This is a genomic window from Enterobacter cloacae complex sp. IR5403 (assembly GCF_049238705.1).
GTDB lineage: Bacteria > Pseudomonadota > Gammaproteobacteria > Enterobacterales > Enterobacteriaceae > Enterobacter > Enterobacter hormaechei_C.
On record NZ_JBMKHP010000005.1, the window covers coordinates 15,988 to 34,693 of the forward strand.

Genomic DNA, 18,706 nt, shown 5'->3' on the forward strand with positions numbered 1-18,706 from the left:
ATCACAATAGAACAGATCTCTAAATAAAAAGATCTTCTTTTTAATAGCCCAGGATCCCAATGCTTTCTCGAAAGACTAAAGTTGAGTAGAATCCACGGCCCGGGCTTCAATCCATTTTCATACCGCTTTACGCGAGGCAGACCACCATGTTTTATCAGGATCCTTTTGACGTCATCATCATTGGCGGGGGTCACGCAGGCACTGAGGCCGCAATGGCCGCAGCGCGAATGGGTCAGCAGACCCTGCTTTTGACACACAATATCGACACGCTGGGACAAATGTCCTGTAATCCGGCGATTGGCGGCATTGGGAAAGGACACCTGGTAAAAGAAGTGGATGCACTTGGCGGCCTGATGGCGAAAGCGATCGATCATGCAGGCATCCAGTTTAGGATACTAAACGCGAGTAAAGGTCCGGCTGTTCGCGCCACCCGTGCACAGGCAGACCGCGTGCTTTACCGTCAGGCTGTGCGCACCGCGCTGGAAAACCAACCGAACCTGATGATCTTCCAGCAGGCGGTAGAAGATCTTATCGTGGAGAACGATCGTGTTGTTGGCGCCGTGACCCAGATGGGTCTTAAGTTCCGCGCAAAAGCGGTGGTGCTGACGGTCGGGACATTCCTGGACGGTAAAATCCATATTGGTCTGGACAACTACAGCGGTGGCCGTGCTGGCGATCCGCCGTCGATTCCGTTATCTCGTCGTCTGCGTGAACTGCCGCTGCGCGTAAGCCGCCTGAAAACCGGTACGCCGCCGCGTATTGATGCGCGCACCATTGATTTCAGCGTGCTCGCACAGCAGCACGGCGATAACCCGATGCCGGTGTTCTCGTTCATGGGCAATGCGGCGCAACATCCGCAGCAGGTGCCGTGCTACATCACGCACACCAATGAAAAAACCCATGACGTGATCCGCAATAATCTCGATCGCAGCCCAATGTACGCCGGTGTGATCGAAGGGATCGGCCCACGTTATTGCCCGTCGATCGAAGACAAAGTGATGCGCTTTGCCGATCGTAATCAGCACCAGATCTTCCTCGAGCCGGAAGGGCTGACCTCTAACGAAATTTACCCGAACGGCATCTCCACCAGCCTGCCGTTCGACGTGCAGATGCAGATTGTGCGTTCGATGCAGGGCATGGAAAACGCGAAGATCGTTCGTCCTGGCTACGCTATTGAGTACGATTTCTTCGATCCGCGTGACCTGAAGCCGACGCTGGAAAGCAAATTCATCCAGGGTCTGTTCTTCGCAGGCCAGATTAACGGCACCACCGGGTACGAAGAAGCTGCCGCGCAAGGGCTGCTGGCCGGTCTGAACGCTGCTCGCTTCTCTGCCGAGAAAGAGGGCTGGGCACCGGCGCGTTCTCAGGCTTACCTGGGCGTTCTGGTCGACGATCTCTGCACGCTGGGGACCAAAGAACCGTACCGCATGTTTACTTCTCGTGCGGAATATCGCCTGATGCTGCGCGAAGACAATGCCGATCTGCGTCTGACCGAGGTAGGCCGCGAATTGGGACTGGTGGATGACGAACGCTGGGCGCGCTTCAACGAGAAGCTGGAGCGTATAGAACAGGAACGTCAGCGCCTGAAAACCACCTGGGTGAATCCGCAGGCGGAAACCGCTGCCGAAGTAAACGCTCACTTAACAGCACCGCTGTCGCGCGAAGCCAGCGGGGAAGATCTGCTGCGCCGTCCTGAAGTCACCTACGAGAATCTGGTCAAACTGACCGCGTTCGCACCGGGCCTTGAAGACGCTGAAGCGGCTGAACAGGTCGAGATCCAGGTGAAATACGAAGGTTACATCGCGCGTCAGCAGGATGAGATCGAAAAACAGCAGCGCAACGAAAACACGCTGCTGCCGGAAATGCTGGACTATCGTCAGGTGACGGGGCTTTCCAACGAAGTGATCGCTAAGCTGAACGATCACAAACCTGTGTCGATTGGCCAGGCCTCACGTATCTCCGGCGTCACACCTGCCGCGATTTCGATTCTGCTGGTGTGGCTGAAAAAGCAGGGTATGCTGCGCCGCAGCGCGTAATTGACATTGCTTTTGGCGGGTGGCGCTTCGCTGACCCGCCCTACTTATTCGTAGGCCCGGTAAGCGGCAGCGCCACCGGGCAAAAAAACTCTCAACAGGTATCCACCGTGCTCAATAAACTCTCTCGTCTGCTGGAACAGGCAGGTATTTCGCTCACCGATCACCAGAAAAATCAGCTGGTGGCCTATGTCGATATGCTGAACAAATGGAATAAAGCGTACAACCTCACCTCCGTACGCGATCCCAACGAGATGCTGATTCGCCATATCCTCGATAGCATCGTCGTGGCGCCTTACCTGAACGGTGAACGTTTTATCGACGTGGGCACCGGTCCGGGCTTGCCGGGCGTTCCGTTGTCTATTGTTCGACCGGAAAGCCATTTCACGCTGCTGGACAGCCTGGGTAAGCGCGTACGCTTTTTACGCCAGGTCCAGCATGAGCTGAAGCTGGAAAACATCACGCCCGTGCAGAGCAGGGTAGAGGAGTTCCCAGCTGAGCCACCGTTTGACGGCGTTATCAGCCGCGCATTTGCGTCACTCAATGACATGGTGAGCTGGTGCAAACACCTGCCGGCGGAGAAGGGGCGTTTTTATGCGCTGAAAGGGCAACTTCCGGGGGACGAAATCGAGCAGCTTCCGGACGGTTTTGCTGTCGAATCCATTGAGAAACTTCAGATCCCTCAGCTCGAAGGTGAGCGTCATCTGGTGATAATTAAGCCAAACACTTTTTAAAAATTAATAAAAAATGTGGAATTTGTGCTGTTCTGATCGTGTTAAAAAGCAGCACATCCCGTCTGTTTTGGCCGTTGTTAATTTAACCTTGTTATTACCATGGGTTTTCTTATGGTTAACCTGAAGTGAGTTGTTCACTCTGAGGATAATCAACCATGAAAATATCAGCCTGCTAAAAGTGGGTAAAGGCAACAAGAATGGAATTTTAAATATTTATTAAGAATGTCAATAAAAGGTTTTTGTTGTATACGGCTCTGTTTTAAAAATAGTTGCGATTTTTTTGCTTTAATTTCATACAGATGAAATAAATCGTTTTACGTCTTTGATAAATACCACTTTATCGCAAATGTGTATTTTGTGATCTCGTGCACGCTTTATCACCAACGTTTCCGCGCTGTTTGCAGTTTTGCCTGAAGGTCGGCACTTAGGTCAAAAGTTGAAAAATAGGACTGGGGAAAAATATTTAAACATTTATTCACCTTTTCGCTACTTAATGTTTGAAATCACGGGTACGCACCGTATAATTTGACCGCTTTTTGATGCTTGACTCTGAGCCTTAAAGGACGTTTTATACGACACGCGGCATACCTCGAAGGGAGCAGGAGTAAAAACGTGATGTCTGTGTCGCTCTTGAGTAGAAACGTTGCTCGTAAGCTTCTGTTCATTCAGTTTCTGGCTGTGATAGCAAGTGGACTGCTGTTTAGCCTCAAAGACCCCTTCTGGGGCATCTCCGCCGCGTGCGGAGGTTTGGCGGTGGTTCTGCCAAACGTGTTGTTTATGATTTTTGCCTGGCGTCATCAGGCGCATACACCCGCCAAAGGCCGCGTGGCCTGGTCCTTCGCTCTCGGCGAAGTGTGTAAGGTGTTGCTGACCTTTGCTCTACTGGTGATGGCGCTGGCGGTTTTGAAAGTGGTATTCATGCCGCTGATAGCAACGTGGGTTTTGGTGCTGGTGGTACAAGTTCTGGCTCCAGCTGTAATCAATAACAAAGGGTAAAAGGCATCATGGCTTCAGAAAATATGACGCCGCAGGATTACATAGGTCACCATCTGAATAACCTTCAGCTGGACCTGCGTACATTCTCGCTGGTGGATCCACATAACCCCCCGGCCACCTTCTGGACGATCAACATCGACTCCATGTTCTTCTCGGTGGTTTTGGGTCTTCTGTTCCTGGCCATGTTCCGCAGCGTTGCTAAAAAGGCGACCAGCGGTGTTCCAGGGAAATTCCAGACGTTCATCGAGATGATCATCGGCTTCGTCCATGGCAGCGTGAAAGACATGTACCATGGTAAGAGCAAACTGATTGCTCCGCTGGCCCTGACCGTGTTCGTTTGGGTCTTCCTGATGAACCTGATGGACCTCCTGCCTATCGATTTCTTACCTTGGATCGGTGAGCACGTACTCGGCCTGCCTGCACTGCGCGTGGTTCCGTCTGCCGACGTGAACATCACCCTGTCGATGGCGCTGGGCGTATTTATCCTCATTCTGTTCTACAGCATCAAAATGAAAGGCGTAAGCGGCTTTGTGAAAGAGCTTACCTTGCAGCCGTTCAACCACTGGGCGTTTATTCCGGTCAACCTGATCCTGGAAGGCGTTAGCCTGCTGTCCAAACCTGTTTCACTGGGTCTGCGACTGTTCGGCAACATGTATGCGGGTGAGCTGATTTTCATTCTGATCGCGGGTCTTCTGCCGTGGTGGTCACAGTGGATTCTGAATGTGCCATGGGCCATTTTCCACATCCTGATCATTACGCTGCAAGCCTTTATCTTCATGGTTCTGACGATCGTCTATCTGTCGATGGCGTCTGAAGAGCACTGATTTTTTACCAACACTACTACGTTTTAATTGAAACAAACTGGAGACTGTCATGGAAAACCTGAATATGGATCTGCTGTACATGGCTGCCGCTGTGATGATGGGTCTGGCGGCTATCGGTGCTGCGATCGGTATCGGCATCCTCGGGGGCAAATTCCTGGAAGGCGCAGCGCGTCAACCTGATCTGATTCCTCTGCTGCGTACTCAGTTCTTTATCGTTATGGGTCTGGTGGATGCAATCCCAATGATCGCTGTAGGTCTGGGTCTGTACGTGATGTTTGCTGTCGCGTAGTAGTTGTTTTAAAACCCCAAGCCACAGAAATTTAAGAGGTATTGTGCTGTGAACATGAACGCAACAATCCTCGGCCAGGCCATCGCGTTTATTCTCTTTGTCTGGTTCTGCATGAAGTATGTATGGCCGCCTTTAATGGCTGCCATCGAAAAACGTCAGAAAGAAATTGCTGACGGTCTGGCTTCCGCAGAACGCGCTAAGAAAGATTTGGACCTTGCACAGGCCAACGCGACAGACCAGCTGAAAAAAGCGAAAGCTGAAGCTCAGGTAATCATTGAACAGGCTAACAAACGCCGTTCTCAGATCCTGGACGAAGCCAAAGCTGAAGCAGAACAGGAACGTACTAAGATCGTGACACAGGCTCAGGCTGAAATTGAAGCTGAGCGTAAACGTGCTCGTGAAGAACTGCGTAAGCAGGTTGCGATTCTGGCTGTTGCTGGCGCCGAGAAGATCATCGAACGTTCCGTGGATGAAGCTGCTAACAGCGACATCGTGGACAAACTTGTCGCTGAACTGTAAGGAGGGAGGGGCTGATGTCTGAATTTGTTACGGTAGCTCGCCCCTACGCCAAAGCAGCTTTTGACTTTGCTGTCGAACACCAAAATGTCGATCGCTGGCAGAATATGCTGGCGTTTGCCGCTGAGGTGACGAAAAACGAACAAATGGCCGAGTTGCTTTCTGGTGCGTTAGCGCCTGAAACCCTCGCCGCGTCGTTTATCGCCGTGTGCGGAGAGCAACTGGATGCCAACGGCCAGAACCTGATTAAGGTGATGGCGGAAAATGGTCGTCTCCGTGTGCTCCCGGATGTTCTCGAGCAGTTTGAGCACTTACGTGCCCTTAGTGAAGCTACCGCAGAAGTTGAAGTAACTTCCGCGACTGAACTGAGTGACGAACAGCTTGCGAAAATCACCGCCGCGATGGAAAAACGTCTGTCACGCAAAGTTAAGCTGAATTGCAAAATCGATAAGTCTGTAATGGCAGGCGTAATCATCCGCTCGGGTGATATGGTCATTGATGGCAGCGTACGCGGCCGTCTTGAGCGCCTTGCAGACGTCTTGCAGTCTTAAGGGGACTGGAGCATGCAACTGAATTCCACCGAAATCAGCGAACTGATCAAGCAGCGCATTGCTCAGTTCAATGTTGTGAGTGAAGCTCACAACGAAGGTACTATTGTTTCTGTAAGTGACGGTGTTATCCGCATCCACGGCCTGGCCGATTGTATGCAGGGTGAGATGATTTCCCTGCCGGGTAACCGTTACGCTATCGCACTGAACCTGGAGCGCGACTCCGTAGGTGCCGTTGTGATGGGTCCATACGCTGACCTCGCCGAAGGCATGAAGGTTAAGTGTACTGGCCGTATTCTGGAAGTACCGGTTGGCCGTGGCCTGCTGGGTCGCGTTGTTAACACCCTGGGTGCGCCAATCGACGGTAAAGGTCCGGTTGAGCACGATGGCTTCTCCCCAATCGAAGTTATCGCACCAGGCGTTATCGACCGTCAGTCCGTTGATCAGCCAGTGCAGACGGGTTATAAGTCCGTTGACGCCATGATCCCAATCGGTCGTGGTCAGCGTGAACTGATCATCGGTGACCGTCAGACCGGTAAAACCGCGATGGCTATCGACGCCATCATCAACCAGCGTGATTCCGGCATCAAATGTGTGTACGTGGCTATCGGCCAGAAAGCGTCCACCATTTCCAACGTGGTTCGTAAACTGGAAGAGCACGGCGCACTGTCTAACACCATCGTTGTGGTAGCAACCGCGTCTGAATCTGCTGCACTGCAATACCTGGCGCCATACGCCGGTTGCGCAATGGGCGAATACTTCCGTGACCGCGGTGAAGATGCGCTGATCGTATACGATGACCTGTCTAAACAGGCCGTTGCTTATCGTCAGGTTTCCCTGCTGCTCCGTCGTCCACCAGGACGTGAAGCATTCCCGGGCGACGTATTCTACCTCCACTCTCGTCTGCTGGAGCGTGCTTCCCGCGTTAACGCGGAATACGTCGAGAACTTCACCAAAGGTGAAGTGAAGGGTAAAACAGGTTCTCTGACCGCTCTGCCGATCATTGAAACCCAGGCGGGTGACGTTTCTGCGTTCGTTCCGACCAACGTAATCTCCATTACCGATGGTCAGATCTTCCTGGAAACCAACCTGTTTAACTCCGGTATTCGTCCGGCGGTTAACCCGGGTATCTCCGTATCCCGTGTGGGTGGTGCTGCTCAGACCAAGATCATCAAGAAACTGTCCGGTGGTATCCGTACCGCGCTGGCACAGTATCGTGAACTGGCTGCGTTCTCTCAGTTCGCATCCGATCTGGACGAAGCAACCCGTAAACAGCTGAGCCACGGTCAGAAAGTGACCGAACTGCTGAAGCAGAAACAGTACGCGCCAATGTCTGTTGCTCAGCAGGGCCTGGTACTGTTCGCGGCTGAACGCGGTTACCTCGAAGATGTGGAACTGGCGAAAATCGGTAGCTTCGAAGCCGCTCTGCTGGCTTACGTCGACCGTGATCACGCTCCGCTGATGCAAGAGATCAACCAGACCGGTGGCTATAACGACGAAATCGAAGGCAAGCTGAAAGCTATCCTCGATTCCTTCAAAGCAACCCAATCCTGGTAATCGTCCGGCGGCTTGTCTCAGGACAAGCCGTCTGGCATTGAGGAGAAGCTCATGGCCGGCGCAAAAGAGATACGTAGTAAGATCGCAAGCGTCCAGAACACGCAAAAGATCACTAAAGCGATGGAGATGGTCGCCGCTTCCAAAATGCGTAAATCGCAGGATCGCATGGCGGCCAGCCGTCCTTATGCAGAGACCATGCGCAAAGTGATTGGTCACCTTGCAAACGGTAATCTGGAATATAAGCACCCTTACCTGGAAGAACGCGACGTTAAGCGCGTGGGCTACCTGGTGGTGTCGACTGACCGTGGTCTGTGTGGCGGCTTGAACATTAACCTGTTCAAAAAACTGCTGGCGGATATGAAAGGCTGGTCCGATAAAGGCGTTCAGTGCGATCTGGCACTGATTGGCTCTAAAGGCGTCTCTTTCTTTAACTCCGTTGGCGGCAACATTGTCGCTCAGGTGACCGGTATGGGTGATAACCCGTCCCTGTCCGAACTGATCGGCCCGGTTAAAGTGATGTTGCAGGCCTACGATGAAGGCCGTCTGGACAGACTGTACGTTGTCAGCAACAAATTTATTAACACCATGTCTCAGGTGCCTACGCTCACTCAGATGCTGCCGTTACCGGCATCAGAAGATGACGAGCTGAAACAGAAAGCCTGGGATTACCTGTATGAACCCGATCCGAAACCGCTGCTGGATACCCTGCTGCGTCGTTACGTTGAATCTCAGGTTTATCAGGGCGTTGTAGAAAACCTGGCCAGCGAGCAGGCCGCACGAATGGTGGCGATGAAAGCCGCGACCGATAATGGCGGCAGCCTGATTAAAGAGCTGCAGTTGGTTTACAACAAAGCTCGTCAGGCCAGCATTACTCAGGAACTCACCGAGATCGTCTCGGGGGCCGCCGCGGTTTAACCAGGTTTACGAATTACGTAGAGGATTCAAGATGGCTACTGGAAAGATTGTCCAGGTAATCGGCGCCGTGGTGGACGTCGAGTTCCCTCAGGACGCCGTACCACGCGTGTACGACGCGCTTGAGGTACAGAATGGTAACGAGAGCCTGGTGCTGGAAGTTCAGCAGCAGCTCGGCGGCGGTATCGTGCGTACCATCGCCATGGGTTCTTCCGACGGTCTGCGTCGTGGTCTGGAAGTAAAAGACCTTGAGCACCCGATCGAAGTCCCGGTAGGTAAAGCAACACTGGGTCGTATCATGAACGTATTGGGTCAACCAATCGACATGAAAGGCGACATCGGTGAAGAAGAGCGTTGGGCTATCCACCGCGCGGCACCTTCCTACGAAGAGCTGTCCAGCTCTCAGGAACTGCTGGAAACCGGCATCAAAGTTATCGACCTGATGTGTCCGTTCGCGAAGGGCGGTAAAGTCGGTCTGTTCGGTGGTGCGGGTGTAGGTAAAACCGTAAACATGATGGAGCTGATCCGTAACATCGCGATCGAGCACTCCGGTTACTCCGTGTTTGCGGGCGTAGGTGAACGTACTCGTGAGGGTAACGACTTCTACCACGAAATGACCGACTCCAACGTTCTGGATAAAGTATCCCTGGTTTACGGCCAGATGAACGAGCCACCAGGAAACCGTCTGCGCGTTGCGCTGACTGGCCTGACGATGGCTGAGAAGTTCCGTGACGAAGGCCGTGACGTTCTGCTGTTCGTTGATAACATCTACCGTTACACCCTGGCCGGTACGGAAGTATCTGCACTGCTGGGTCGTATGCCTTCAGCGGTAGGTTATCAGCCTACGCTTGCGGAAGAGATGGGTGTTCTTCAGGAACGTATCACCTCTACCAAAACTGGTTCTATCACCTCCGTTCAGGCGGTATACGTACCTGCGGATGACTTGACTGACCCATCCCCAGCCACCACCTTTGCTCACTTAGATGCAACCGTGGTACTGAGCCGTCAGATCGCGTCTCTGGGTATCTACCCGGCCGTTGACCCGCTGGACTCCACCAGCCGTCAGCTGGATCCACTGGTTGTTGGCCAGGAGCACTACGACACCGCGCGTGGCGTACAGTCTCTGCTGCAACGTTATCAGGAACTGAAAGACATCATCGCCATCCTGGGTATGGATGAACTGTCTGAAGAAGACAAACTGGTGGTAGCACGTGCGCGTAAGATCCAGCGCTTCCTGTCCCAGCCGTTCTTCGTTGCGGAAGTATTCACCGGTTCTCCAGGTAAATACGTTTCCCTGAAAGACACCATCCGTGGCTTTAAAGGCATCATGGAAGGCGAATACGATCACCTGCCAGAGCAGGCGTTCTACATGGTTGGTTCCATCGAAGAAGCCGTGGAAAAAGCCAAAAAACTTTAACGCCTTAATCGGAGGGTGATATGGCAATGACTTACCACCTGGACGTCGTCAGCGCAGAGCAACAAATGTTCTCTGGCCTGGTCGAGAAAATCCAGGTAACGGGTAGTGAAGGTGAACTGGGTATTTTCCCGGGTCACGCACCGCTGCTCACCGCCATTAAGCCTGGTATGATCCGCATCGTTAAACAGTTCGGTCATGAAGAGTTTATCTATCTGTCCGGCGGCATTCTTGAAGTGCAGCCAGGCAGTGTGACCGTTCTGGCCGATACCGCTATTCGTGGCCAGGATCTCGACGAAGCGCGAGCCCTGGAATCGAAGCGTAAGGCTGAAGAGCACATTAACAGCTCTCATGGTGACGTGGATTACGCTCAGGCGTCTGCGGAGCTGGCCAAAGCGATCGCGAAACTGCGCGTTATCGAGTTGACCAAAAAAGCGATGTAACACCGGCTTGAAAAGCACAAAAGCCAGTCTGGATCCCAGGCTGGCTTTTTTTTTCGGCCTTAATTCATGATGAAAAAGATGTAGAATTTTAAGCATCAAACGTTTTTACTTCTCACACAAACTACCGTCAGGATGCGTATGTTAAACAGTGCGATGAGCGTGGTGATCCTTGCCGCAGGCAAAGGTACCCGCATGTATTCCGATCTGCCTAAAGTGCTCCACACGCTGGCAGGAAAGCCAATGGTGCAGCATGTTATTGATGCAGCTAATGAATTAGGCGCCAGCCAGGTACATCTGGTTTATGGACACGGCGGCGATCTGCTGAAAAAAACGCTGCGTGACGACAATCTCAACTGGGTGCTACAGGCAGAACAGCTGGGTACAGGTCATGCAATGCAGCAGGCTGCACCCTTCTTCGCTGATGATGAAGATATCCTGATGCTCTACGGCGACGTCCCGCTGATCTCCGTTGAAACCCTCACTCGCCTGCGTGAAGCCAAACCGCAGGGCGGCATCGGTTTATTGACCGTCGTGCTGGACGATCCAACCGGCTATGGCCGCATCACGCGTGAAAACGGCAATGTGACCGGGATTGTTGAGCATAAAGATGCCACTGACGAACAGCGCCAGATTCAGGAGATCAACACCGGCATCCTGATTGCGAACGGTGCGGATATGAAGCGCTGGCTGTCTAAGCTTAATAATAACAACGCGCAGGGTGAGTATTACATCACCGATATTATTGCGATGGCGTACCACGAAGGGCGTGAAATTGCCGCCGTTCATCCGGCGCGCATCAGCGAAACGGACGGCGTGAACAATCGCCTCCAGCTTTCCCGTCTTGAGCGTATTTATCAGTCCGAGCAGGCCGAAAAGCTGCTGCTCGCGGGCGTGATGCTGCGCGATCCGGCGCGTTTCGATCTGCGTGGCACGCTGACCCACGGACGTGACGTTGAAATAGATACTAACGTTATCCTGGAAGGTAACGTCACGCTGGGCAACCGCGTCAAAATCGGCACTGGCTGTGTGATTAAAAACAGCGTGATCGGTGACGACTGCGAAATCAGCCCGTACAGCGTGGTGGAAGATGCCCATCTTGAGGCGGCATGTACCATCGGCCCGTTTGCGCGTCTGCGCCCGGGCGCTGAGCTGCTGGAAGGCGCTCACGTAGGTAACTTTGTGGAAATGAAAAAAGCGCGTCTGGGTAAGGGCTCGAAAGCCGGTCATCTGACCTATCTGGGCGATGCGGAAATTGGCGACAACGTAAACATCGGTGCTGGAACCATCACCTGTAACTATGACGGCGCCAATAAGTTTAAAACCATCATCGGTGATGACGTGTTTGTAGGCTCCGATACCCAGCTGGTGGCGCCTGTCACCGTGGGCAAAGGCGTGACCATTGCCGCCGGGACAACCGTTACGCGCGATGTGGCCGAGAACGAGCTGGTGTTAAGCCGTGTGCCGCAGGTCAGCAAGCAGGGCTGGAAACGCCCGGTGAAGAAGAAGTAACAACAAGGCGGGTGGCGCTATGCTTACCCGCCCTACGATTGAGTAGGCCTGATAAGGCGTAGCCGACATCAGGCAAACCCGGGAGAGGAGATAAATATATATCTCCCCCCACAAGCAGTACCCATAAAAATAACCCCACTCTCTACAAGGCTCGGGGCGCCCGGAAAGGGCAAATACAGGTCAGCGACAACGCATGGCATAACGCCATAATCAGGAAATCTAACTATGTGTGGAATTGTTGGCGCAGTTGCGCAGCGTGATATTGCTGAAATCCTTCTCGAAGGTTTACGTCGTCTGGAATACCGTGGTTACGACTCAGCCGGTCTGGCTGTGGTCGATGCAGAAGGTCATATGACCCGTCTGCGTCGTCTCGGTAAAGTGCAGATGCTGGCCCAGGCTGCGGAAGAACATCCGCTGCACGGTGGCACCGGTATTGCGCATACCCGCTGGGCGACCCACGGTGAGCCATCTGAAGGCAATGCACACCCGCATGTGTCTGAACACATCGTGGTGGTGCATAACGGCATTATCGAAAACCACGAACCGCTGCGTGAAGAACTGAAAGCGCGCGGCTATACCTTCGTCTCTGAAACCGACACCGAAGTGATTGCTCACCTGGTGCACTGGGAGCTGGCACAGGGCGGTACACTGCGTGATGCGGTGCTGCGCGCTATTCCTCAGCTGCGTGGTGCTTACGGTACGGTGATCATGGATTCCCGCGACCCGTCCACGCTGCTGGCCGCGCGTTCCGGTAGTCCGATGGTGATTGGTCTGGGCATGGGTGAAAACTTTATCGCTTCCGACCAGCTGGCGCTGCTGCCGGTTACCCGTCGCTTTATCTTCCTGGAAGAGGGAGACATTGCCGAGGTGACACGTCGCAGCGTGACCGTATTCGACACGAAAGGCGAGCAGGTTAAGCGTCAGGAGATCGAATCAAACCTGCAATACGACGCGGGCGACAAAGGCGCTTACCGTCACTACATGCAGAAAGAGATCTACGAACAGCCAAACGCTATTAAAAACACCCTGACCGGTCGCATCAGCCATGGCGAAGTGGATCTGAGCGAGCTGGGCGCCAATGCCAACGAACTGCTGAGCAAAGTCGAGCACATTCAGATCGTGGCCTGCGGTACCTCTTATAACTCCGGTATGGTCTCGCGCTACTGGTTTGAATCCCTGGCGGGTGTGCCGTGTGATGTGGAAATCGCGTCTGAGTTCCGCTATCGCAAATCTGCGGTGCGTCGTAACAGCCTGATGATCACCCTTTCTCAGTCTGGCGAAACGGCTGACACCCTGGCGGCGCTGCGTCTGTCTAAAGAGTTGGGTTATCTGGGCTCGCTGGCCATCTGTAACGTGCCGGGCTCTTCGCTGGTACGTGAATCCGATCTGGCGCTGATGACCAAAGCCGGTACTGAAATTGGCGTGGCTTCCACCAAGGCGTTCACCACTCAGCTGACCGTTCTGCTGATGCTGGTGGCGAAACTGGCGCGTCTGAAAGGTCTGGATGCCTCCGTTGAACACGACATTGTGCATGGCCTTCAGGCGCTGCCGAGCCGTATCGAGCAGATGCTGTCTCAGGACAAACGCATTGAGGCGCTGGCGGAAGATTTCTCTGACAAACATCACTCCCTGTTCCTGGGGCGTGGCGATCAGTATCCGATTGCGCTGGAAGGCGCGCTGAAACTGAAGGAGATCTCTTACATTCACGCTGAAGCTTACGCGGCAGGTGAACTGAAACATGGCCCGCTGGCGCTGATCGACGCGGATATGCCGGTTATCGTGGTGGCACCGAACAACGAACTGCTGGAAAAACTGAAATCTAACATCGAAGAAGTGCGCGCCCGTGGTGGTGTTCTGTACGTCTTTGCGGATAAAGACGCCGGTTTCGCCAGCAGCGACAGCATGCACATCATCGAGATGCCGCATGTGGAAGAGGTGATTGCGCCGATCTTCTATACCGTTCCGCTGCAACTGCTGGCTTATCACGTCGCGCTGATCAAAGGCACCGACGTTGACCAGCCGCGAAATCTGGCGAAGTCTGTTACCGTAGAATAACTCCTTCAGACTCCACCTTCGGGTGGAGTTTTTTTTATGACAACCTGTCATTTTCAGCTATTTTTTCAGTGTCACATAAAGAAAATATTACTGAAATCCTGCCGTCACGTTCCCATTTAAGTGGATGATAATTAAAGATATTTTTGGTTTTCTTTAAGTGAAACTTTCTTTGTCATAAAACTGTCATATTTCGTACATTTATCTGTCACCTGTTTGTCCTATTTTGCTCATCGTAGCCACTTAAACAATGATTTACGAAATCCTTGCAGGAGACATTATGAAAGTTATGCGTACCACTGTCGCAACTGTTGTCGCCGCGACCTTATCAATGAGCGCTTTCTCTGCCTTTGCAGCAGCAAGCCTGACTGGCGCTGGTGCAACCTTCCCTGCGCCGGTGTATGCCAAATGGGCGGATACCTACCAGAAAGAGACCGGTAACAAGGTCAACTATCAGGGTATCGGCTCCTCCGGTGGCGTAAAACAAATTACCGCGAATACCGTTGATTTCGGCGCATCCGACGCTCCGCTGTCTGATGAGAAACTGAATCAGGAAGGCCTGTTCCAGTTCCCGACCGTGATCGGCGGCGTTGTGCTGGCTGTTAACATCCCTGGCCTGAAATCAGGCGAGCTGGTGCTGGACGGCAAAACCCTGGGTGACATCTACCTGGGCAAAATCAAAAAATGGGATGACGAAGCCATCACTAAGCTGAACCCGGGCGTTAAGCTGCCTTCGCAGAATATCGCGGTGGTTCGTCGTGCTGACGGCTCTGGTACCTCTTTCGTGTTCACCAGCTACCTGGCGAAAGTGAACGAAGAGTGGAAATCTAAAGTCGGTTCCGGCTCTACCGTTAACTGGCCAACCGGTCTGGGCGGTAAAGGCAACGACGGTATCGCAGCCTTCGTACAGCGTCTGCCTGGCTCTATCGGCTACGTAGAGTACGCCTACGCTAAGCAGAACAACCTGGCTTACACCAAACTGGTTTCTGCCGACGGCAAACCGGTTAGCCCGACCGAAGAGAACTTCGCCAACGCCGCGAAAGGCGCTGACTGGAGCAAATCCTTCGCGCAGGACCTGACCAACCAGAAAGGCGACGATGCATGGCCTATCACGTCTACCACCTTCATTCTGGTCCACAAAGAGCAGAAGAAGCCTGAGCAGGGTGCTGAAGTGCTGAAGTTCTTCGACTGGGCATACAAAAATGGCGGCAAACAGGCTAACGATCTGGATTACGCCAGCCTGCCAGACAGCGTGGTTGAGCAGATCCGTGCTGCATGGAAAACCAACGTGAAAGACAGCAGCGGTAAAGCACTGTACTAACAGGATATATTTAACGAAGATGGCGGGTGGCGCGCAGCGATCCCGCCCTACGGTTTACTCTGTAGGCCCGGTAAGCGTCAGCGCCACCGGGCATATTCGTAAAAACGTCTCAAACAGAAGAGTAATTTATGGCTGCAACCAAGCCTGCATTTAACCCTCCGGGTAAAAAAGGTGACATGATTTTCAGCGCGCTGGTGAAACTGGCTGCGCTGATTGTGCTATTGCTGCTGGGCGGCATTATCGTGTCCCTGATTTTCTCCTCCTGGCCGAGCATTCAAAAATTTGGTTTCGCCTTCCTGTGGACCAAAGAGTGGGATGCGCCGAACGATATTTACGGTGCGCTGGTGCCGATTTACGGCACGCTGGTGACCTCTTTTATCGCCCTGCTGATTGCGGTTCCGGTGAGCTTTGGTATTGCCCTGTTCCTGACGGAACTGGCGCCAGGCTGGCTGCGACGTCCGCTGGGTATCGCCATTGAACTGCTGGCGGCCATCCCAAGTATCGTTTACGGCATGTGGGGCCTGTTTATCTTCGCGCCGCTGTTTGCGACGTACTTCCAGGAGCCGGTCGGTAACGTTCTCTCTGCCATTCCGTTTGTGGGGGCGCTGTTCTCCGGCCCGGCATTCGGTATCGGTATTCTGGCGGCAGGTGTGATCCTCGCCATCATGATCATTCCGTACATTGCGGCGGTTATGCGCGATGTCTTCGAACAAACCCCGGTGATGATGAAAGAGTCCGCCTACGGCATCGGCTGCACCACCTGGGAAGTTATCTGGCGCATCGTCCTTCCGTTCACCAAAAATGGGGTGATTGGCGGCATTATGCTGGGCTTAGGCCGCGCGCTGGGTGAAACCATGGCGGTCACCTTTATCATCGGCAACACCTACCAGCTCGACAGCGCCTCGCTTTATATGCCGGGGAACAGTATTACCTCTGCGCTGGCGAACGAATTTGCCGAAGCGGAATCCGGGCTGCACGTCGCGGCGCTGATGGAACTGGGCCTGATCCTGTTTGTTATCACCTTTATTGTGCTGGCTATCTCCAAGCTGATGATTATGCGTCTGGCTAAAAACGAGGGGGCACGCTAATGGCGACTCTCGACATGCAAAACACCGCTCAGCTTGCGGAATCCCGTCGCAAAATGCAGTCAAAGCGCCGGATTAAAAACCGCATTGCGCTGACGCTTTCCATGGCGACGATGGCGTTCGGCCTGTTCTGGCTGATCTGGATCCTGATGTCCACCATCACCCGGGGTATTGATGGAATGTCCCTGGCGCTGTTCACCGAGATGACGCCGCCGCCGAACACGGCGGGTGGTGGTCTGGCAAACGCCCTGGCGGGCAGCGGCCTGCTGATCCTGTGGGCGACCGTTTTCGGTACGCCGTTGGGCATCATGGCGGGTATCTATCTGGCGGAGTATGGCCGCAAGTCCTGGATCGCTGAAGTCATCCGCTTTATTAACGACATTCTGCTTTCTGCCCCGTCGATTGTGGTAGGTCTGTTTGTTTACACCATCGTGGTGGCGCAAATGGAACACTTCTCCGGCTGGGCGGGTGTGATTGCGCTGGCGCTGTTGCAGGTGCCTATCGTTATTCGTACCACTGAAAACATGCTGAAACTGGTACCGGACAGCCTGCGTGAAGCGGCTTACGCGCTGGGCACGCCAAAATGGAAGATGATTTCGGCGATCACCCTGAAAGCGTCCGTCTCGGGGATCATGACCGGTATCCTGCTGGCTATCGCCCGTATCGCCGGTGAAACCGCACCGCTGCTGTTTACCGCCCTCTCCAACCAGTTCTGGAGCACGGACATGATGCAGCCGATCGCCAACCTGCCGGTGACGATCTTTAAATTTGCGATGAGCCCATTCGCGGAATGGCAGCAGCTGGCCTGGGCCGGGGTGCTGATCATCACCCTTTGCGTACTGTTGCTGAACATTCTGGCGCGCGTCATTTTCGCGAAGAAGAAACACGGTTAAATTTTTACGGCGCGGCAGCTCGCGGCGCCGAATGAGGAAATGAGTCAATGAGTATGGTTGATACTGCCCCGGGTAAGATTCAGGTTCGTGATTTGAACTTCTACTACGGCAAATTCCATGCCCTGAAGAATATCAACCTGGATATCGCAAAGAACCAGGTAACGGCATTTATCGGTCCGTCCGGCTGTGGCAAATCCACGCTGCTGCGCACCTTTAACAAAATGTATTCGCTCTATCCGGAGCAGCGCGCAGAAGGTGAAATTCTGCTGGACGGTGACAACATCCTGACCAATACCCAGGATATCGCCCTGCTGCGCGCGAAGGTGGGGATGGTGTTCCAGAAACCCACGCCGTTCCCGATGTCGATCTATGACAACATCGCCTTTGGTGTGCGTCTGTTTGAGAAGCTCTCCCGTGCGGATATGGACGAGCGCGTGCAGTGGGCATTGACCAAGGCCGCATTATGGAACGAAACCAAAGATAAACTTCACCAGAGCGGGTACTCTCTCTCCGGTGGTCAGCAGCAGCGTCTATGCATTGCGCGCGGTATCGCCATTCGCCCGGAAGTCTTGCTGCTGGATGAGCCGTGCTCAGCCCTGGACCCGATCTCAACCGGGCGTATCGAAGAGCTGATCACCGAGCTGAAGCAGGATTACACCGTGGTGATCGTGACCCACAACATGCAGCAGGCTGCACGTTGTTCTGACCACACGGCGTTTATGTACCTGGGCGAGTTGATTGAGTTCAGCGATACGGACGCGCTGTTCACCCGTCCGGCGAAGAAACAAACCGAAGATTATATTACTGGCCGCTACGGTTGATTTGCCTTAGTGCATGTGGAGAAACCATGGACAACCTCAATCTTAATAAACATATTTCCGGCCAGTTTAACGCAGAGCTGGAAAGCATTCGCACCCAGGTGTTGACCATGGGCGGCATGGTCGAGCAGCAGCTTTCTGATGCGATTACGGCGATGCACAACCAGGACAGCGAGCTGGCGAAGCGCGTTATTGAAGGCGACCACAACGTCAATATGATGGAAGTCGCCATCGACGAAGCCTGCGTGCGCATCATTGCGAAGCGTCAGCCGACGGCGAGCGACCTGCGTCTGGTGATGGCGATCATCAAAACCATCGCCGAGCTGGAGCGTATCGGCGACGTGGCGGATAAAATCTGCCGTACCGCGCTGGAGAAATTCTCCCAGCAGCACCAGCCGCTGCTGGTGAGCCTGGAGTCTCTCGGTCGCCACACCGTGCAGATGCTGCACGACGTGCTGGACGCTTTCGCGCGCATGGATCTGGACGAAGCGGTCCGTATCTACCGTGAAGACAAGAAAGTTGACCAGGAATACGAAGGCATTGTGCGTCAGCTGATGACCTACATGATGGAAGATTCTCGTACCATTCCAAGCGTACTGACCGCGCTGTTCTGTGCGCGCTCCATCGAGCGTATCGGTGACCGTTGCCAGAACATTTGCGAATACATCTTCTACTTCGTGAAGGGGCAGGATTTCCGACACGTGGGCGGCGACGAGCTGGACAAGCTGCTGGCGGGTAAAGATCCGAAAGAGTGATGTGTGT

Annotated in this window: 18 protein-coding genes; all 18 read left to right on the top strand. The window is 53.7% G+C overall.

Going from position 1 to position 18,706, the window contains the following annotated elements; genetic code table 11:
• The first annotated feature begins 146 nt into the window (after positions 1–146).
• The 18 genes from mnmG (at position 147) to phoU (ending at position 18,699) form a co-directional block, all read left to right on the top strand.
• Positions 147–2,036, top strand: a complete 1,890-nt coding sequence (gene mnmG / locus ACOTW6_RS08840) for a tRNA uridine-5-carboxymethylaminomethyl(34) synthesis enzyme MnmG (protein WP_003862379.1) — start codon at positions 147–149, stop codon at positions 2,034–2,036.
• Between the two features lie 107 nt (positions 2,037–2,143).
• Entirely contained in the window at positions 2,144–2,767 is a 624-nt protein-coding gene (rsmG, locus tag ACOTW6_RS08845; protein ID WP_047050599.1) for a 16S rRNA (guanine(527)-N(7))-methyltransferase RsmG, read from the top strand.
• A gap of 615 nt (positions 2,768–3,382) precedes the next feature.
• Positions 3,383–3,763: a F0F1 ATP synthase subunit I gene (gene atpI, locus ACOTW6_RS08850; protein WP_003862375.1), complete on the top strand. Its 381-nt coding sequence runs from the start codon at positions 3,383–3,385 to the stop codon at positions 3,761–3,763.
• An 8-nt stretch (positions 3,764–3,771) separates the two neighbouring features.
• Entirely contained in the window at positions 3,772–4,587 is an 816-nt protein-coding gene (gene atpB / locus ACOTW6_RS08855) for a F0F1 ATP synthase subunit A (RefSeq protein WP_003862373.1), read from the top strand.
• Between the two features lie 49 nt (positions 4,588–4,636).
• The gene (gene atpE, locus ACOTW6_RS08860; RefSeq protein WP_000429386.1) at positions 4,637–4,876 is read left to right on the top strand and encodes a F0F1 ATP synthase subunit C; all 240 of its coding nucleotides are present in this window, start codon (positions 4,637–4,639) and stop codon (positions 4,874–4,876) included.
• Between the two features lie 48 nt (positions 4,877–4,924).
• Positions 4,925–5,395, top strand: coding sequence for a F0F1 ATP synthase subunit B (atpF, locus tag ACOTW6_RS08865; protein WP_003862370.1), 471 nt, complete (start codon positions 4,925–4,927; stop codon positions 5,393–5,395).
• A 14-nt stretch (positions 5,396–5,409) separates the two neighbouring features.
• The gene (atpH, locus tag ACOTW6_RS08870) at positions 5,410–5,943 is read left to right on the top strand and encodes a F0F1 ATP synthase subunit delta (protein WP_003862369.1); all 534 of its coding nucleotides are present in this window, start codon (positions 5,410–5,412) and stop codon (positions 5,941–5,943) included.
• 12 nt (positions 5,944–5,955) lie between these two features.
• Complete coding sequence (atpA, locus tag ACOTW6_RS08875; RefSeq protein ID WP_003862367.1) at positions 5,956–7,497, top strand: F0F1 ATP synthase subunit alpha; 1,542 nt, start codon at positions 5,956–5,958, stop codon at positions 7,495–7,497.
• Positions 7,498–7,548: 51 nt separating this feature from the next.
• Entirely contained in the window at positions 7,549–8,412 is an 864-nt protein-coding gene (gene atpG / locus ACOTW6_RS08880; RefSeq protein ID WP_003862364.1) for a F0F1 ATP synthase subunit gamma, read from the top strand.
• A 31-nt stretch (positions 8,413–8,443) separates the two neighbouring features.
• A complete protein-coding gene (gene atpD / locus ACOTW6_RS08885; protein WP_003862362.1) occupies positions 8,444–9,826 on the top strand; it encodes a F0F1 ATP synthase subunit beta in 1,383 nt (460 codons plus the stop codon).
• 20 nt (positions 9,827–9,846) lie between these two features.
• Entirely contained in the window at positions 9,847–10,266 is a 420-nt protein-coding gene (locus ACOTW6_RS08890; RefSeq protein WP_003862360.1) for a F0F1 ATP synthase subunit epsilon, read from the top strand.
• Between the two features lie 138 nt (positions 10,267–10,404).
• Entirely contained in the window at positions 10,405–11,775 is a 1,371-nt protein-coding gene (gene glmU, locus ACOTW6_RS08895) for a bifunctional UDP-N-acetylglucosamine diphosphorylase/glucosamine-1-phosphate N-acetyltransferase GlmU (RefSeq protein ID WP_121479437.1), read from the top strand.
• A gap of 225 nt (positions 11,776–12,000) precedes the next feature.
• Positions 12,001–13,830, top strand: coding sequence for a glutamine--fructose-6-phosphate transaminase (isomerizing) (gene glmS, locus ACOTW6_RS08900; protein WP_121479438.1), 1,830 nt, complete (start codon positions 12,001–12,003; stop codon positions 13,828–13,830).
• Between the two features lie 277 nt (positions 13,831–14,107).
• Entirely contained in the window at positions 14,108–15,148 is a 1,041-nt protein-coding gene (gene pstS, locus ACOTW6_RS08905; RefSeq protein WP_017383706.1) for a phosphate ABC transporter substrate-binding protein PstS, read from the top strand.
• A gap of 128 nt (positions 15,149–15,276) precedes the next feature.
• A complete protein-coding gene (gene pstC / locus ACOTW6_RS08910; RefSeq protein ID WP_015570141.1) occupies positions 15,277–16,236 on the top strand; it encodes a phosphate ABC transporter permease PstC in 960 nt (319 codons plus the stop codon).
• On the top strand, positions 16,236–17,126 hold the full coding sequence (pstA, locus tag ACOTW6_RS08915) for a phosphate ABC transporter permease PstA (protein ID WP_003861156.1): 891 nt from the start codon (positions 16,236–16,238) through the stop codon (positions 17,124–17,126). The genes pstC and pstA overlap by 1 nt, the downstream gene beginning before the upstream one ends.
• A gap of 47 nt (positions 17,127–17,173) precedes the next feature.
• Positions 17,174–17,947, top strand: a complete 774-nt coding sequence (pstB, locus tag ACOTW6_RS08920) for a phosphate ABC transporter ATP-binding protein PstB (RefSeq protein WP_003861154.1) — start codon at positions 17,174–17,176, stop codon at positions 17,945–17,947.
• 26 nt (positions 17,948–17,973) lie between these two features.
• On the top strand, positions 17,974–18,699 hold the full coding sequence (gene phoU, locus ACOTW6_RS08925) for a phosphate signaling complex protein PhoU (protein ID WP_213789095.1): 726 nt from the start codon (positions 17,974–17,976) through the stop codon (positions 18,697–18,699).
• The last annotated feature ends 7 nt before the right edge of the window (positions 18,700–18,706 follow it).

Bases quoted from the DNA above. Each gene is read 5' to 3' on its own strand.
- pstS (WP_017383706.1), top strand. From the start codon at position 14,108: ATGAAAGTTATGCGTACCACTGTCGCAACTGTTGTCGCCGCGACCTTA.
- ACOTW6_RS08890 (WP_003862360.1), top strand. From the start codon at position 9,847: ATGGCAATGACTTACCACCTGGACGTCGTCAGCGCAGAGCAACAAATG.
- phoU (WP_213789095.1), top strand. From the start codon at position 17,974: ATGGACAACCTCAATCTTAATAAACATATTTCCGGCCAGTTTAACGCA.
- pstA (WP_003861156.1), top strand. From the start codon at position 16,236: ATGGCGACTCTCGACATGCAAAACACCGCTCAGCTTGCGGAATCCCGT.
- pstB (WP_003861154.1), top strand. From the start codon at position 17,174: ATGAGTATGGTTGATACTGCCCCGGGTAAGATTCAGGTTCGTGATTTG.
- atpD (WP_003862362.1), top strand. From the start codon at position 8,444: ATGGCTACTGGAAAGATTGTCCAGGTAATCGGCGCCGTGGTGGACGTC.
- glmS (WP_121479438.1), top strand. From the start codon at position 12,001: ATGTGTGGAATTGTTGGCGCAGTTGCGCAGCGTGATATTGCTGAAATC.
- atpA (WP_003862367.1), top strand. From the start codon at position 5,956: ATGCAACTGAATTCCACCGAAATCAGCGAACTGATCAAGCAGCGCATT.
- pstC (WP_015570141.1), top strand. From the start codon at position 15,277: ATGGCTGCAACCAAGCCTGCATTTAACCCTCCGGGTAAAAAAGGTGAC.
- atpH (WP_003862369.1), top strand. From the start codon at position 5,410: ATGTCTGAATTTGTTACGGTAGCTCGCCCCTACGCCAAAGCAGCTTTT.
- atpG (WP_003862364.1), top strand. From the start codon at position 7,549: ATGGCCGGCGCAAAAGAGATACGTAGTAAGATCGCAAGCGTCCAGAAC.
- mnmG (WP_003862379.1), top strand. From the start codon at position 147: ATGTTTTATCAGGATCCTTTTGACGTCATCATCATTGGCGGGGGTCAC.
- glmU (WP_121479437.1), top strand. From the start codon at position 10,405: ATGTTAAACAGTGCGATGAGCGTGGTGATCCTTGCCGCAGGCAAAGGT.
- atpI (WP_003862375.1), top strand. From the start codon at position 3,383: ATGTCTGTGTCGCTCTTGAGTAGAAACGTTGCTCGTAAGCTTCTGTTC.
- atpB (WP_003862373.1), top strand. From the start codon at position 3,772: ATGGCTTCAGAAAATATGACGCCGCAGGATTACATAGGTCACCATCTG.
- atpE (WP_000429386.1), top strand. From the start codon at position 4,637: ATGGAAAACCTGAATATGGATCTGCTGTACATGGCTGCCGCTGTGATG.